Annotated in this window: 15 protein-coding genes; all 15 read left to right on the top strand. The window is 60.2% G+C overall.

The genetic code is table 11. The annotated features are described in order from the left end of the window. Window positions 1-91: 91 nt before the first annotated feature. The 15 genes from ACYZTW_RS03895 to ureC all read left to right on the top strand — a co-directional run bounded on the left by ACYZTW_RS03895 (window position 92) and on the right by ureC (window position 14,536). Window positions 92-889, top strand: a complete 798-nt coding sequence (locus ACYZTW_RS03895) for an ABC transporter ATP-binding protein (protein ID WP_462003810.1) — start codon at window positions 92-94, stop codon at window positions 887-889. Further along, window positions 886-1,833, top strand: a complete 948-nt coding sequence (locus ACYZTW_RS03890; protein WP_462003809.1) for an ABC transporter substrate-binding protein — start codon at window positions 886-888, stop codon at window positions 1,831-1,833. The genes ACYZTW_RS03895 and ACYZTW_RS03890 overlap by 4 nt, the downstream gene beginning before the upstream one ends. Continuing rightward, window positions 1,830-2,840, top strand: a complete 1,011-nt coding sequence (locus tag ACYZTW_RS03885; RefSeq protein WP_462003808.1) for a FecCD family ABC transporter permease — start codon at window positions 1,830-1,832, stop codon at window positions 2,838-2,840. The genes ACYZTW_RS03890 and ACYZTW_RS03885 overlap by 4 nt, the downstream gene beginning before the upstream one ends. 462 nt (window positions 2,841-3,302) lie before the next feature. After that, window positions 3,303-3,674, top strand: a complete 372-nt coding sequence (locus tag ACYZTW_RS03880) for a DUF6124 family protein (protein ID WP_462003807.1) — start codon at window positions 3,303-3,305, stop codon at window positions 3,672-3,674. Window positions 3,675-4,165: 491 nt separating this feature from the next. Further along, window positions 4,166-5,431 (top strand): urea ABC transporter substrate-binding protein, encoded by a 1,266-nt coding sequence (gene urtA / locus ACYZTW_RS03875; protein ID WP_462003805.1) that lies wholly within the window; start codon window positions 4,166-4,168, stop codon window positions 5,429-5,431. A 220-nt stretch (window positions 5,432-5,651) separates the two neighbouring features. After that, window positions 5,652-7,154, top strand: coding sequence for an urea ABC transporter permease subunit UrtB (urtB, locus tag ACYZTW_RS03870; RefSeq protein ID WP_462003804.1), 1,503 nt, complete (start codon window positions 5,652-5,654; stop codon window positions 7,152-7,154). Further along, complete coding sequence (gene urtC, locus ACYZTW_RS03865) at window positions 7,154-8,233, top strand: urea ABC transporter permease subunit UrtC (protein ID WP_462003803.1); 1,080 nt, start codon at window positions 7,154-7,156, stop codon at window positions 8,231-8,233. Before urtB ends, urtC begins: the two co-directional genes overlap by 1 nt. Further along, window positions 8,230-9,102, top strand: coding sequence for an urea ABC transporter ATP-binding protein UrtD (gene urtD, locus ACYZTW_RS03860; protein WP_462003802.1), 873 nt, complete (start codon window positions 8,230-8,232; stop codon window positions 9,100-9,102). Before urtC ends, urtD begins: the two co-directional genes overlap by 4 nt. 133 nt (window positions 9,103-9,235) lie before the next feature. Next, window positions 9,236-9,934 carry an urea ABC transporter ATP-binding subunit UrtE gene (gene urtE, locus ACYZTW_RS03855; protein ID WP_129438890.1) on the top strand — a complete coding sequence of 233 codons (699 nt, stop codon included), beginning with the start codon at window positions 9,236-9,238 and terminating at the stop codon, window positions 9,932-9,934. Between the two features lie 43 nt (window positions 9,935-9,977). Next, entirely contained in the window at window positions 9,978-10,817 is an 840-nt protein-coding gene (locus ACYZTW_RS03850) for an urease accessory protein UreD (protein WP_462003801.1), read from the top strand. Between the two features lie 171 nt (window positions 10,818-10,988). After that, the gene (ureA, locus tag ACYZTW_RS03845) at window positions 10,989-11,291 is read left to right on the top strand and encodes an urease subunit gamma (RefSeq protein WP_269379893.1); all 303 of its coding nucleotides are present in this window, start codon (window positions 10,989-10,991) and stop codon (window positions 11,289-11,291) included. A gap of 9 nt (window positions 11,292-11,300) precedes the next feature. Next, complete coding sequence (locus ACYZTW_RS03840; protein ID WP_462003800.1) at window positions 11,301-11,834, top strand: GNAT family N-acetyltransferase; 534 nt, start codon at window positions 11,301-11,303, stop codon at window positions 11,832-11,834. 6 nt (window positions 11,835-11,840) lie between these two features. Next, window positions 11,841-12,374, top strand: a complete 534-nt coding sequence (locus ACYZTW_RS03835; protein ID WP_462003799.1) for a GNAT family N-acetyltransferase — start codon at window positions 11,841-11,843, stop codon at window positions 12,372-12,374. Continuing rightward, a complete protein-coding gene (locus ACYZTW_RS03830) occupies window positions 12,374-12,682 on the top strand; it encodes an urease subunit beta (protein WP_462003798.1) in 309 nt (102 codons plus the stop codon). Before ACYZTW_RS03835 ends, ACYZTW_RS03830 begins: the two co-directional genes overlap by 1 nt. Window positions 12,683-12,835: 153 nt before the next feature. Beyond that, on the top strand, window positions 12,836-14,536 hold the full coding sequence (ureC, locus tag ACYZTW_RS03825) for an urease subunit alpha (RefSeq protein ID WP_462003797.1): 1,701 nt from the start codon (window positions 12,836-12,838) through the stop codon (window positions 14,534-14,536). Window positions 14,537-14,588: the final 52 nt, after the last annotated feature.

Raw genomic sequence — 14,588 nt, 5'->3', positions numbered from 1 at the left:
GTTCGCTCCCACAGGGATTACGCAATACCTGTGGGAGCGAGCCTGCTCGCGAAAGCGTCATCAGCATCGCCAAACATCTCAGAGCAAATGCATGACCTCGCTCAACCTCAAAAACCTCGCCTGGACACCCCTGGGCCACGGCCATTGCCATCACCAGTTCCAGCTGCGTGATGCCTCCTTGCACGTGGCTGCCGGTGAGTTTGTCGGGTTGATCGGGTTGATCGGGCCCAACGGCAGCGGCAAAACCAGCCTGCTGCGTTGTGCCTGGCGCTTCAACAAACCCGAGAGCGGCGAGGTCAAGCTTGATCACCACAACGTCTGGAAGCAGTCCTCACGCTGGTGCGCGCAACGCATCGCCGTGGTCTTGCAGGAGTTCCCCGACGCCTTCGGCCTGACCGTCAACGAAGTGGTCGCCATGGGTCGCACGCCGCACAAAGGCCTGTTCGATGGCGACACCCTCGAAGACCGACACCTTGCGACGCAAGCATTGGAATCGGTCGGCCTCAAAGGTTTCGAAGACCATGACTTCGCTACCCTCTCCGGTGGTGAAAAGCAGCGCGTGATCCTCGCCCGTGCCCTGGCTCAGCAACCGCAAATGCTGATCCTCGACGAGCCGACCAATCACCTCGACCCGCGCTTTCAGCTCGAACTGCTGCGACTGGTCAAACGCCTGAAGATCGGCACCCTGGCGAGTATCCACGACCTGAACCTGGCGGCCGCTTTCTGCGATCGGCTGTACGTGATCAATCACGGGCGCATCGTCGCCAGCGGCACGCCGAAAGAAGTCCTGACCGCCCCACTGCTGCACGATGTGTTCGGCGTCGAAGCGCTGATCGATGAACATCCCTTGCACGGCTACCCACGAATCACCTGGATAACCCAACCATGACTTTGCGTTCCCTGCTTTGTGCCGCTCTGTTGCTGGGCAATGCCCAAGCATTTGCCGAGGCCACCAAATATCCGCTGACGATTCAGAGCTGCAACCGCGAAGTGACCTTCAAGCAAGCGCCGAAACACGCGGTCAGCCACGACATCAACATGACCCAGATGATGCTCGCCCTCGGCCTCAAACCCAGCATGGCCGGCTACAGCGGCGTGACCGGCTGGAAGTCGGTCACGCCGCAGATGCAGAGCATCCTGGACGGTTTGCCGGAGCTGGCGGCCAAGTACCCATCGGTGGAAACCCTGCTCAACGCCAACGTCGATTTCTTCTTCGCCGGCTGGGATTACGGCATGCGCGTGGGCGGTGACCTCACGCCGCAAACGTTGCAGCCGCTGGGCATCAATGTCTACGAGCTGACCGAGTCCTGCGCGTTCGTGATGAAGCGTCCGCCGGCCAGCTTGGAAGACACCTACAACGACCTGCGCAACCTCGGAAAAATCTTCGACGTGCAGGATCGCGCCAATGCTTTGATCGCCGAGATGCAGACGCAGGTCGCCGAGGTTCGCCAGGATCTGCCGGCGGACAAACCTCGCGTGTTCCTCTACGACAGCGGTGAAGATCGGGCCATGACTTCCGGGCGCCTCGGCATGCCGCAGGCACTGATCGATGCGGCGGGCGGGCGCAACATTCTGGATGACGTCGAGGCCAGTTGGACCCGGGTCAACTGGGAGAACGTGGTCGAGCGCAATCCGCAGGTGATCGTGATCGTCGATTACGGCGAAGTCACCGCCGAGCAAAAAGAGCAATTCTTGCTCAACAACAAAGCCCTGCAATCGGTGGACGCGATCAAGAATCAGCGCTTCATCGTGATTCCGTATGTGCAGGCCACGCCAGGCATCGACAACGTGCTGGCGGTCGAAACCCTGGCCAAGGGTTTCCACGGCGGATGATCAATCGTCGCTACGCTGTGTTGCTGATCGCCCTCGGCGCGTTGTTGCTGGTGTCGTGTGTGGTGTCGCTGGGCTTTGGCCCGGCGCGGGTGCCGGTGGAGGTGGTGTGGCGGATTTTGCTGCACAAGATTTTCGGTTTCGGCGTGCCGGACTGGGCCGCCGGGCAGGAACACATCGTCTGGTTGATTCGTGTTCCGCGGATGTTACTCGGCGCTTTGGTGGGTGCCGGATTGGCGCTGATCGGTGCAGTGCTGCAAGCGGTGACACGCAATCCATTGGCCGACCCGCATTTGCTCGGGGTCACCTCCGGCGCGACCCTCGGCGCGGTGATTGTGGTGCTGCATGTTGGTGAAATCGTCGGCTTGCTGACCTTGCCGATTGCGGCATTTATCGGCGCGTTGGCGAGCATGCTGATCGTGCTGATAATCGCCAACCGCAACGGTCGACTGGACAGTGATCGGCTGCTGCTGTGCGGAGTAGCGGTGTCCTTTGTGATGATGGCGATTGCTAACCTGCTGCTGTTTCTCGGCGATCACCGCGCGAGTTCGGCGGTGATGTTCTGGATGCTCGGCGGGCTAGGGTTGGCGCGCTGGGAATTGCTCGCGGTGCCGGCGGCGAGCGTGTTGTTGGGGCTGGTGTTGCTGCTGGGTATGGCGCGGCCGTTGAATGCGTTAATGGCCGGTGAACAGACAGCGGTGACCCTCGGGCTCAATGCTCGCACCGTGCGGTTGCGGGTGTTTTTGATTGCGTCGCTGATGACTGGGGTGTTGGTGTCGATCAGCGGGTCTATCGGGTTTGTCGGGCTGATGGTGCCGCACATTGCGCGTCGGTTGGTCGGGGCGGAGCATCGGCGATTGCTGCCGGTGTGCGTGTTGCTCGGCAGCGTCTTTCTTGTGTGGGTCGATGTCGCCGCCCGCACCCTGATCGCCCCCGAGGACCTGCCCATCGGCGTCGCCACCGCCGCCATCGGCGGCCTGTTCTTCATCGGCCTCATGCGCCGCCGCTAAAATTTACAGGGTCTCCTGTAGCAACGGTCGAGTGAAACGAGGCTGCGAGCCTTTGACCTTGATTTTTCAGGATCAAAAGCTCGCAGCCTCGTTTCACTCGACAGCTGCTACAGAAATCGGGGGAGCTCCATTTTTTTGTTTAATGGATGTGTCGGAATCTGGAAGTTTCCCACGCCTTTTTCAGGTTGTTCGTCGGAAGCGGGCTCTCTAGTCTGTGGCTGTCACTGAAGACTCAGTGATCGGGTGTGAGAGCCCGGTAGAGGTTTTAATACACCGCCAGTACCACCATAATTGCCGCCAGCTTATTTGCTGCCTGCAATGTTCTATGGCGGCTGTGTGCGGGCGGACTTCGGTCCGGCCGGAATTAGTCCTCTACCGGTTTCTCACTCCGCACATAGCTGCCACCACTCCGTCGCGTGAGAAACGATGAGTGATGGTTCCAATTGCTTAGAGGACGTTTCAATGAATAAGAAGATAGTTCCAGATCCACCCATCGACACCACCACCCCCGATCCCGAACCATCACGCGACGACGACCTGCTCCGAGATCGCGACGCCATCAAACGCGCCCTCGACTACTACCTCGATCCGCCGGTGCACTACGCGGAAAAACCCCGCCGCCCCAGCACCATGTTCATGATCGCCCCGGACAACGACACCGAAAGCCTGTTGGTCAATGCCTGTGAATCGTTGGCGTCAGCCAGTGTCATGGCCAGCGATTTCGCCGCCGACATGATCGGCCCGCAACGCCATAAGGTGATGGCGATTCAGCAAATCATCATGCTGGCGGAACTGGCCGTGAACCGCGCGGTGGACAACGTCGTTCCCACCTAAATACACCACAAAAAACAAATGTGGGAGTGAGCCTGCTCGCGAAAACGGCAGCACATTCAACATCCCTGCGCCTGACACTCCGCTATCGCGAGCAGGCTCGCTCCCACAGGGGTTGATCGTCGTCCACAGATCCCGCACCCGACACAATTCAAATGTGGGAGCGGCGGTGCGACGATTCGACTTGCTCGCGAAAGCGGTGTGTCAGTCACATTGATGCTGGATGTGCCGCCGTCTTCGCGAGCAAGTCGAATCGTCGCACCGCCGCTCCCACATTGGATCGGTATTGTCTGCAAGGTCTGCGCCCCAATGTGGCGCACCCTCTCGCACCACCGCCCCGACCTCGTCCCTTCATGGTGCGCCGCCAAACCGCGCAACCGCTCTAATACGACATTTCCCTGCCTTTTGCCGACCAGGCACAGCCCTTGCTAAAGACCCTTCAGTAGTCCGCATCTGCCAACCAAGAAAATTCATAAATTCATGGAGATCGCACAATGAAGCGTCGCAGCTTGATCAAGGCTTTCACACTATCGGCAAGCATTGCCGCGATGGGCATGACCTGGACTGTCCAGGCCGCCGAGACCATCAAGGTCGGTATTCTGCATTCGTTGTCCGGCACCATGGCGATCTCCGAAACGTCGCTCAAAGACATGGCGTTGATGACCATCGACGAGATCAACGCCAAGGGTGGCGTGAACGGCAAGATGCTGGAGCCGGTGGTCGTTGACCCGGCGTCGAACTGGCCGTTGTTCGCTGAAAAGGGCCGTCAACTGCTGACTCAGGACAAGGTCGCCGTGGTGTTCGGTTGCTGGACGTCGGTGTCGCGTAAATCGGTGTTGCCGGTGTTCGAAGAACTCAACGGCCTGCTGTTTTACCCGGTGCAATACGAAGGTGAAGAGATGTCGCCGAACGTGTTCTACACCGGCGCCGCGCCGAACCAGCAGGCGATCCCGGCGGTGGAATACCTGATGAGCGAAGAAGGTGGCAGCGCCAAGCGTTACTTCCTGTTGGGCACCGACTACGTTTACCCGCGCACCACCAACAAGATTCTGCGCTCGTTCCTGCATTCTAAAGGTGTGGCGGACAAGGACATCGAAGAGGTCTACACCCCGTTCGGCCACAGCGACTATCAAACCATCGTGGCCAACATCAAAAAATTCTCGGCCGGTGGCAAGACAGCGGTCATCTCCACCGTCAACGGCGACTCCAACGTGCCGTTCTATAAAGAGCTGGCCAACCAGGGCTTGAAAGCCACTGACGTTCCGGTCGTGGCGTTCTCGGTGGGTGAAGAAGAGCTGCGCGGTATCGACACCAAGCCACTGGTGGGCAACCTCGCGGCGTGGAATTACTTCGAGTCGGTCGAGAACCCGGCGAACAAGAAGTTCGTTGCCGACTGGAAAGCCTACGCCAAGAAACACAACCTGCCGGGCGCCGACAAAGCGGTGACCAACGACCCGATGGAAGCCACGTACGTGGGCATTCACATGTGGGCGCAAGCGGCTGAGAAAGCCAAGTCCACCGACGTCAACAAAGTCCGCGAAGCCCTCGCCGGCCAGACCTTTGCCGCGCCGTCGGGTTACACGCTGACCATGGACAAGACCAACCACCACCTGCACAAACCGGTGATGATCGGCGAGATTCAGGCGGACGGTCAGTTCAACGTTGTGTGGCAGACCGAAGGGCCGATCCGTGCTCAGCCGTGGAGCCCGTTCATATCGGGTAACGATAAGAAGCCGGAGTATGCGGTGAAGAGCAACTGAGGCGGATCTGGAGTTTGGGGTGGGCTTGAAATCCCCCCCTCACCCTAACCCTCTCCCCAGAGGGGCGAGGGGACTGACCGAGTTGTCTGGTCGAGCTACTTCGACCTGCGCAATCAAGTCGAACTCAGGATTTGAAAAGCATGAAGATCGGCCCCCTTTCCCCCTCTCCCCATTGGGGAGAGGGCTGGGGTGAGGGGTCGATTTAACAGGAACACCACCAATGCCCACTGCCCTTTACCGCTTCATCCTCGCCCTCGCGCTCTTACTGCCGATGGCCGTACAGGCCAGCGACGCCGAAGACTTCGTCGCGGCCAATCCCGTGCAGCAAGCCAAGCTTCTGGAAGCCTGGGCCGCGCAGCCCGATCCCGCCCGTATCGAGCTGATCAACGCCTTGCAGCAAGGCGAGTTGACTCTCGACGGCCAAGCCAAAACCCTGCGCCTGAACAATCGCCTGCGCGGTCTGATCGACACCGCGCTGGCCAGCCACCAATTGCTCGCCACCGACGCCAAAACGCGTCTGGCCGCCGCGCAGCAATTGCAGAAAAGCGCCAAACCGGCGCAGTTGAAATTTCTCGACCAGCAACTGGCTGGCGAACACGACGAAAGCGTTCACGCCGCCCTGAGCCTGGCGCTGGCCAATCTGCAACTGGTGGACACCGACCCGGCCGTGCGCCTTGCCGCTGTGCGTCTGCTCGGTGAAACCGGTGACCCACTGGCTCGCACCCGCCTCGAAAGCCTGCTGCAACCCGGTGTCGAAGCCGACGCCGGCGTACGCACCGCTGCCGAAACCAGCCTCGCTCAGGTCAAACGCAAATTGCTGATCGGCGAGATCCTCGGTCAAGCCTTCAGTGGCATGTCGCTGGGTTCGATCCTGTTGCTTGCCGCACTCGGTCTGGCGATCACCTTCGGCCTGCTCGGCGTGATCAACATGGCCCACGGCGAGATGCTGATGCTCGGCGCGTACTCGACCTATGTCGTGCAGTTGATGTTCCAGCGCTTCGCCCCGCAAGCCATCGAGTTCTATCCGCTGATCGCTCTGCCGGTAGCGTTTTTTGTCACGGCCGCTATCGGCATGGCGCTGGAACGCACGGTGATTCGTCACCTCTACGGTCGCCCACTGGAAACCCTGCTCGCCACCTGGGGGATCAGTCTGATGCTGATTCAGCTGGTGCGACTGGTGTTCGGCGCGCAGAACGTCGAAGTGGCCAACCCGGCGTGGTTGTCGGGCGGGATTCAAGTGCTGCCCAACCTCGTGCTGCCCTACAACCGCATCGTGATCATCGCGTTCGCGCTGTTTGTTGTGGTCCTCACCTGGTTGCTGCTGAACAAGACGCGCCTGGGTTTGAACGTTCGCGCCGTCACCCAGAACCGCAACATGGCCGCGTGCTGCGGCGTACCGACCGGACGCGTGGACATGCTCGCCTTCGGCCTCGGCTCCGGCATTGCCGGGCTCGGCGGTGTAGCGCTCAGCCAGATCGGCAACGTCGGTCCGGACCTCGGCCAGAGCTACATCATTGACTCGTTTCTGGTGGTGGTGCTCGGTGGCGTCGGCCAATTGGCGGGTAGCGTGCTGGCCGCGTTCGGCCTCGGCATCGCCAACAAAATTCTCGAACCGCAGATCGGTGCTGTGCTCGGCAAGATCCTGATCCTCGCGTTGATCATTCTGTTTATCCAGAAACGTCCGCAAGGCCTCTTCGCACTGAAAGGACGGGTGATCGACTGATGAACCAGCCTCTGATGCTCACGGCCACGCAAAAGGCCGGCCCCAAAGTCACGATCGCCATCGGCGCGGTGATCCTCGTTCTGCTGCTGGCATTGCCGCTACTGTCGCTGTTGCCGGCGGACAGCGCGTTGCACGTCTCGGCTTACACGCTGACGTTGGTGGGCAAGATTCTCTGCTACGCGATTGTCGCGCTGGCCCTCGATCTGGTCTGGGGTTACGCCGGTCTCTTGTCCCTTGGTCACGGCCTGTTCTTCGCCCTCGGCGGTTATGCGATGGGCATGTACCTGATGCGCCAGGCCTCGGGTGATGAGTTGCCGGCGTTCATGACCTTCCTGTCGTGGACCGAGTTGCCGTGGTACTGGACCGGCACCAGCAGTTTCCTCTGGTCGATGTGCCTGGTGGTGTTGGCGCCGGGGTTGCTGGCGTTGGTGTTCGGGTTCTTCGCCTTCCGCTCGCGAATCAAGGGCGTGTATTTCTCGATCATGACCCAGGCCCTGACCTTCGCCGGGATGCTGCTGTTCTTCCGCAATGAAACCGGGTTTGGCGGCAACAACGGCTTCACCAACTTCCGCACCATTCTCGGCTTTGGCATCACCGAACCGGGCACCCGCGCGGTGCTGTTTTTCGCCACCGTGGTGTTGCTGGTGGCAAGCCTGTTCATCGGCTGGCGGCTAACGCAAAGCAAGTTCGGCCGGGTGTTGACCGCCCTGCGAGATGCCGAAAATCGTCTGATGTTCTGCGGTTACGATCCACGCGGTTTCAAGTTGTTTGTCTGGGTACTGAGCGCGGTGTTGTGTGGCCTGGCCGGCGCGCTGTACGTGCCGCAAGTCGGGATTATCAACCCGAGTGAAATGTCGCCGACCAACTCCATTGAAGCCGCGGTCTGGGTGGCGCTGGGTGGTCGTGGCACGCTGATCGGCCCGTTGCTCGGGGCCGGCGTGGTCAACGGCATGAAGAGCTGGTTCACCGTGGCTTTCCCGGAATACTGGCTGTTTTTCCTCGGCGCGCTGTTCATCGTCGTGACCTTGTACCTGCCCAAAGGCGTGATCGGTTTGCTGAAAAAAAGAGGTGAACAATGAGAGTCACTGCGACGGCTGAATTCATGCTCGAACCGGCGTTTTTTCCGCCACTGGAACCCAACAGGGACGCCGGCAGCAGCCGTGACGCCATCGGCCTCGGCCAACGTGTCGGTCCCGGTCTGAATACGCGCCACGGCACAATCCTGACGCTTGAAGACATCAGCGTCAGCTTCGATGGTTTCAAGGCACTGAACGACTTGAATCTGTACATCGGCGTCGGCGAATTGCGTTGCATCATCGGCCCCAACGGCGCGGGCAAGACCACGCTGATGGACGTGATCACCGGCAAGACTCGCCCCAGTCACGGCAAGGCCTGGTTCGGTGAAACCCTCGACCTGACTCAGATGAGCGAAGTGCAAATCGCCCAGGCCGGCATCGGCCGCAAGTTCCAGAAGCCGACGGTGTTCGAAGCCTTGAGCGTGTTCGAGAACCTGGAACTGGCGCAGAAAACCGACAAATCGGTGTGGGCCAGCCTGCGGGCGCGCCTCAGTGGCGAACAGAAAGATCGCATCGCCGAGGTGCTGGACACCATTCGTCTGACCACTTCGGTCAATCGTCAGGCGGGTTTGCTGTCCCACGGTCAGAAGCAGTTTCTGGAAATCGGCATGCTGTTGATGCAGGACCCGCAACTGCTGCTGCTCGACGAGCCGGTGGCGGGCATGACCGACGCCGAAACCGAATTCACCGCCGAATTGTTCAAGAGCCTGGCCGGCAAGCATTCGCTGATGGTGGTGGAACACGACATGGGCTTCGTCGGCTCCATCGCCGACCACGTCACCGTGTTGCACCAGGGCAGTGTTTTGGCTGAAGGGTCGCTGGAACAGGTGCAGGACAACGAGCGCGTGATCGAGGTGTACCTCGGTCGCTGAAGACTATGAGCATTGATTTTATGTGGGAGCGAGCCTGCTCGCGAATGCGGCGCGTCAGGCGACTCATATGTTGAATGTGCCTGCGCCTTCGCGAGCAGGCTCGCTCCCACAGGGGATTGAGGAGAATTTGAACATGCTGCAAGTCGACAAGCTGCATCAGTATTACGGCGGTAGCCACATCCTGCGGGGCCTGACGTTTGACGTGAAAGTCGGTGAAGTCACCTGCCTGCTCGGGCGCAACGGTGTGGGCAAAACCACCCTGCTGAAGTGCCTGATGGGTTTGCTGCCAGCCAAAGAAGGCGCGGTGAACTGGGAAGGCAAACCGATTACCACGTTCAAACCACACCAACGGGTTCATGCCGGGATCGCTTACGTGCCTCAGGGTCGGGAAATTTTCGGCCGGCTGACCGTAGAAGAAAACCTGTTGATGGGCCTGTCGCGATTTCCCGGCGCTGAAGCCAAGGAAGTCCCGGCGTTCATCTACGAGCTGTTTCCGGTGCTGCTGCAGATGAAGCAGCGGCGCGGCGGTGACTTGTCCGGTGGTCAACAGCAGCAATTGGCGATCGGCCGAGCGTTGGCCAGCCGTCCACGCCTGCTGATTCTCGACGAGCCCACCGAAGGCATCCAGCCATCGGTGATCAAGGAAATCGGCGCGGTCATCAAGAAGCTCGCAGCCCGTGGTGATATGGCGATTTTGCTGGTGGAGCAGTTCTACGATTTCGCCGCCGAACTGGCCGATCAGTACCTGGTGATGTCCCGGGGCGAAATCGTGCAACAGGGTCGCGGAGAAAATATGGAAGCCGAGGGTGTACGCGGTTTGGTTACGATATAAGGCTACGATCTAATCTGTAGCGTCCCAACGATAATTAGAAGCCATGAATTTACCTCTTCCCACTGCCCTGTTTACCCCCAGCTGGCACGCCGAGCTGGAACTCGGCTACGCCCGATTCGGCGACAGCACGCGCCCGGTTCAGCGCCGCCATAAAGGCCCGCTGCGAGTGCAGAAGCATCTGTATGCCGAAGGGCCGGAAGTTTGCCAGCACATCATCGTGCACCCGCCGGGCGGGATTGCCGGTGGTGATCGGCTGGATATCTCGGCCAGTGTCGGCCCTGATGCCTGGGCGCAAATCACCAGCCCTGGCGCGGCCAAGTGGTATCGCGCGTCGGGACCCGCTTATCAGAAGCTCGACTTGAAAGTAGCCGCCGGCGCGACACTGGAATGGCTGCCACAAGAGACGATTATCTTCAGCGCCGCCCAGGCTGAACTCAGCACCTCGATTGATCTGGAAGGCGATGCGCGGTTGTTTTACTGGGACGTGGTGGCGCTGGGTCGCCCGGCCAGTGGCGAGCGCTTCGACCTCGGGCATTTTCAGGCGCAGCTGGATATCCGCCGCGACGGCCAGTTGCTCTGGCACGAACGCCAGCGCATTGTCGGGAATGACGGTTTGCTTGATTCGCCGATTGGGCTGGATGGGCAACCGGTGTTTGCGACGTTGCTGGTGACCGGGGACATCGAAAGTGATTTGCTGGAGCGTTGCCGTTCTCTGCCCAACGAAGTGCGCGGAGATCTGACGCAATTGCCGGGGCTTCTGGTTGCACGGTGCCTGGCCAGTGAAGCGCTGCTGGCGCGCGGTTGGCTGATTGATTTGTGGCGATTGCTCAGGCCTGCGTTGCTCTGCCGAGAAGCTGTCCCCCCAAGAATATGGGCCACCTGAACACATATCCCCTGTAGGAGCTGTCGAGTGAAACGAGGCTGCGATCTTTTGATCTTCAGCGATGCCAGGAAAGATCAAGATCAAAAGATCGCAGCCTCGTTTCACTCGACAGCTCCTACAAGAGGATGCAAGACATTAGATTTTCATTCTGCCAACAATGGATTCCAAACGATGGACCTGACCCCTCGCGAAAAAGACAAGCTGCTGATCTTCACCGCCGGCCTCGTGGCTGAGCGGCGTTTGGCGCGCGGCGTGAAACTCAATTACCCGGAAGCCATGGCCTACATCTCCGCTGCGCTGCTCGAAGGCGCGCGTGACGGCCAGACCGTGGCCGAGCTGATGCACTTCGGCACCACCCTGCTCAGCCGCGATCAAGTGATGGAAGGCATCCCGGAAATGATCCCGGAGATCCAGGTCGAAGCGACGTTCCCCGACGGCACCAAACTGGTCACTGTTCATCAACCGATCGCCTGAGGACGCGTCATGACCTATCAAATCCGCGATGCGGTGCACGCCGATCTACCGGCGATCCGCGACATCTACAACGACGCCGTACTCAACACCACGGCCATCTGGAACGAACAGACCGTGGACCTGGGCAACCGCCAGGCCTGGTTCAGCGCCCGGCAATCCCAGGGCTACCCGATTCTGGTGATCGTCGACGGCGACAACACGGTGCTGGGCTACGCTTCATTTGGTGACTGGCGACCGTTCGACGGTTTCCGCCATACCGTCGAGCACTCGGTTTACGTGCGCAGCGACCAGCGCGGCAATGGTCTCGGCCCGCGGCTGATGGAAGTGCTGATCGAACGCGCCAAAGGCTGCGACAAACACGTGATGGTCGCCGCCGTCGAAAGCGGTAACACCGCTTCTATTCGCCTGCATGAGCGAACCGGCTTCGTGACGACCGGGCAGATGCCCCAGGTGGGCACCAAGTTCGGTCGCTGGCTCGATCTGACTTTTATGCAACTGACCCTCAATCCTGGCGCGGAACCGCCGACTGCCAACAAGGAGTAATTTCCCATGAACGCCGCCCAACTACGCCGCGTCAATGTTGAAAGCTTTGCGCACTATCGTCAGGGTTTGATTGATCTGCTGCTCGACGCCGTCGGCTATGGCGCCAGCGTCGGGTTCATGGCCAACCTGGACGCCACTCAAGCCCGAGCCTATTTCGATGATGTCCAGGAGAACCTGAACAAGGGCAACGTGCTGCTGTGGGTGGTGGTCAAAGACGAGCAAGTGCAGGCCAGTGTGCAACTGACCCTGTGCCAGAAAGCCAACGGCCTGAACCGTGCTGAAGTGCAGAAACTGCTGGTGCGCGAACATGCGCGTCGCCGGGGTCTGGGCCAACAGTTGATGAGCGCTCTGGAAACCGCCGCCCTCCAGTACAAGCGCGGCATGCTCTATCTCGACACCGAGGCCGGCTCCCCCGCGGAAGACTTCTACAAAGCCTTGGGTTACACCAAAGCAGGTGAAATCCCCGACTACGCCTGTGACCCAAGTGGCCGGTACAAATCGACCGCGCTTTACTACAAGATTCTCCAGGGAGCCCATTAATGATTCCCGGTGAATACCAGATCCAGCCCGGCGACATCGAACTCAACGTCGGTCGCCGTACCCTCAGCCTGAAGGTGGCCAACAGTGGCGACCGCCCGATCCAGGTCGGCTCGCACTATCACTTCTTCGAAACCAACGACGCCCTGACCTTCGACCGCGCCGCCAGCCGCGGCATGCGCCTGAACATCCCCGCCGGCACCGCCGTGCGCTTCGAGCCGGGGCAGAGCCGCGAGGTTGAGTTGGTCGACCTGGACGGACATCGTCGGGTGTTCGGGTTTGCCGGCAGGATCATGGGTGATCTCGACTGAAAGATGCGGTGCTCCCAAAAGATCGCAGCCTCGCTCTGCTCGACAGCTCCTACAGGAAAACGCGGTCCCCTGTAGGAGCTGTCGAGCGGAGCGAGGCTGCGATAGCGAGCTATGCGAGCGGTCTCAAATCCAATTGAATCTCAAGGCAAGCGCATGAAAATCTCAAGACAAGCCTACGCCGACATGTTCGGCCCCACCGTCGGTGACAAGGTCCGTCTGGCCGACACTGAGCTGTGGATCGAAGTGGAAAAAGACTTCACCACCTACGGTGAAGAAGTGAAATTCGGCGGCGGCAAAGTCATCCGCGACGGCCAGGGCCAAAGCCAATTACTCGCCGCAGAAGTGGTCGATACGCTGATTACCAACGCCCTGATCATCGACCACTGGGGCATCGTCAAAGCCGACGTCGGTCTCAAGGACGGGCGCATCGCCGCCATCGGCAAGGCCGGCAACCCGGACATCCAGCCGGACGTCACCATTGCGGTCGGCGCCAGCACCGAAGTCATCGCCGGTGAAGGCATGATCCTCACTGCCGGCGGCATCGACACGCACATCCATTTCATCTGCCCGCAACAGATCGAAGAGGCATTGATGAGCGGCGTCACCACCATGATCGGCGGCGGCACCGGCCCGGCCACGGGCACCAACGCCACCACTTGCACGTCAGGACCGTGGCACCTGGCGCGCATGCTCCAGGCTGCCGATGCGTTCCCGATGAACATTGGCTTCACCGGCAAGGGCAACGCGAGCCTGCCGGAGCCGTTGATCGAGCAGGTCAAAGCCGGCGCCATCGGCCTCAAGTTGCACGAAGATTGGGGCACCACCCCGGCCAGCATCGATAACTGCCTGAACGTCGCCGACCAGTACGATGTGCAAGTGGCGATTCACACCGACACCCTCAACGAATCGGGTTTTGTCGAAACCACCCTCGCCGCCTTCAAGGGCCGCACCATCCACACTTACCACACCGAAGGCGCGGGCGGCGGTCATGCGCCGGACATCATCAAGGCCTGCGGTTTTGCCAACGTGCTGCCGAGCTCGACCAACCCGACCCGGCCATTCACCCGCAACACCATCGACGAACACCTCGACATGCTGATGGTCTGCCACCACCTGGACCCGAGCATTGCCGAAGACGTGGCGTTCGCCGAAAGCCGAATTCGCCGCGAGACGATTGCAGCCGAAGACATCCTCCACGACCTCGGCGCGTTTTCGATGATCAGCTCCGACAGCCAGGCCATGGGCCGTGTCGGCGAAGTCATCACGCGCACCTGGCAAACCGCCGACAAGATGAAAAAACAGCGCGGCCCGTTGCCCGGTGATGGCGAAGGCAACGACAACTTCCGCGCCAAACGCTACATCGCCAAGTACACCATCAACCCGGCAATCACCCACGGTATCAGCCACGAAGTGGGCTCGATCGAAGTGGGTAAATGGGCCGATCTGGTGCTCTGGCGCCCGGCGTTCTTCGGCGTCAAACCGACGCTGATCCTCAAGGGCGGCGCCATCGCGGCCAGTTTGATGGGCGATGCCAACGCGTCGATCCCGACGCCACAACCGGTGCATTACCGTCCGATGTTTGCCAGCTACGGTGGTTCGCTGCACGCCACCAGCCTGACCTTTATCAGCCAGGCAGCGCAGGAGGCCGGTCTTCCCGAAGCCCTGGGCCTGAAGAAGAAAATCGCGGTGGTAAAAGGGTGCCGGTCGGTGCAAAAAACCGATCTGATTCACAACGATTACCTGCCGAATATTGATGTCGATCCGCAGACGTATCAGGTCAAGGCTGATGGCGTGTTGCTGTGGTGTGAACCGGCGGATGTGTTGCCAATGGCTCAGCGCTACTTCCTGTTTTGATCAGTTAAGTGGCACAAAAAAAAGGCCTGGATGCTCATACGCATCCAGGCCT

It is taken from the genome of Pseudomonas sp. LB3P25 (assembly GCF_054897985.1).
The sequence above is the reverse complement of the archived record's forward strand: the minus strand, read 5'-3'. Positions and strand labels throughout refer to the sequence as shown.

What these genes read in the sequence shown, in the direction of transcription:
- urtD (WP_462003802.1), top strand. Translation starts at nt 8,230, where the DNA reads ATGAGAGTCACTGCGACGGCTGAATTCATGCTCGAACCGGCGTTTTTT.
- urtB (WP_462003804.1), top strand. Translation starts at nt 5,652, where the DNA reads ATGCCCACTGCCCTTTACCGCTTCATCCTCGCCCTCGCGCTCTTACTG.
- ACYZTW_RS03840 (WP_462003800.1), top strand. Translation starts at nt 11,301, where the DNA reads ATGACCTATCAAATCCGCGATGCGGTGCACGCCGATCTACCGGCGATC.
- ACYZTW_RS03885 (WP_462003808.1), top strand. Translation starts at nt 1,830, where the DNA reads ATGATCAATCGTCGCTACGCTGTGTTGCTGATCGCCCTCGGCGCGTTG.
- ACYZTW_RS03890 (WP_462003809.1), top strand. Translation starts at nt 886, where the DNA reads ATGACTTTGCGTTCCCTGCTTTGTGCCGCTCTGTTGCTGGGCAATGCC.
- urtE (WP_129438890.1), top strand. Translation starts at nt 9,236, where the DNA reads ATGCTGCAAGTCGACAAGCTGCATCAGTATTACGGCGGTAGCCACATC.
- ACYZTW_RS03850 (WP_462003801.1), top strand. Translation starts at nt 9,978, where the DNA reads ATGAATTTACCTCTTCCCACTGCCCTGTTTACCCCCAGCTGGCACGCC.
- ACYZTW_RS03895 (WP_462003810.1), top strand. Translation starts at nt 92, where the DNA reads ATGACCTCGCTCAACCTCAAAAACCTCGCCTGGACACCCCTGGGCCAC.
- urtC (WP_462003803.1), top strand. Translation starts at nt 7,154, where the DNA reads ATGAACCAGCCTCTGATGCTCACGGCCACGCAAAAGGCCGGCCCCAAA.
- ACYZTW_RS03830 (WP_462003798.1), top strand. Translation starts at nt 12,374, where the DNA reads ATGATTCCCGGTGAATACCAGATCCAGCCCGGCGACATCGAACTCAAC.
- ACYZTW_RS03880 (WP_462003807.1), top strand. Translation starts at nt 3,303, where the DNA reads ATGAATAAGAAGATAGTTCCAGATCCACCCATCGACACCACCACCCCC.
- ureC (WP_462003797.1), top strand. Translation starts at nt 12,836, where the DNA reads ATGAAAATCTCAAGACAAGCCTACGCCGACATGTTCGGCCCCACCGTC.
- ACYZTW_RS03835 (WP_462003799.1), top strand. Translation starts at nt 11,841, where the DNA reads ATGAACGCCGCCCAACTACGCCGCGTCAATGTTGAAAGCTTTGCGCAC.
- ureA (WP_269379893.1), top strand. Translation starts at nt 10,989, where the DNA reads ATGGACCTGACCCCTCGCGAAAAAGACAAGCTGCTGATCTTCACCGCC.
- urtA (WP_462003805.1), top strand. Translation starts at nt 4,166, where the DNA reads ATGAAGCGTCGCAGCTTGATCAAGGCTTTCACACTATCGGCAAGCATT.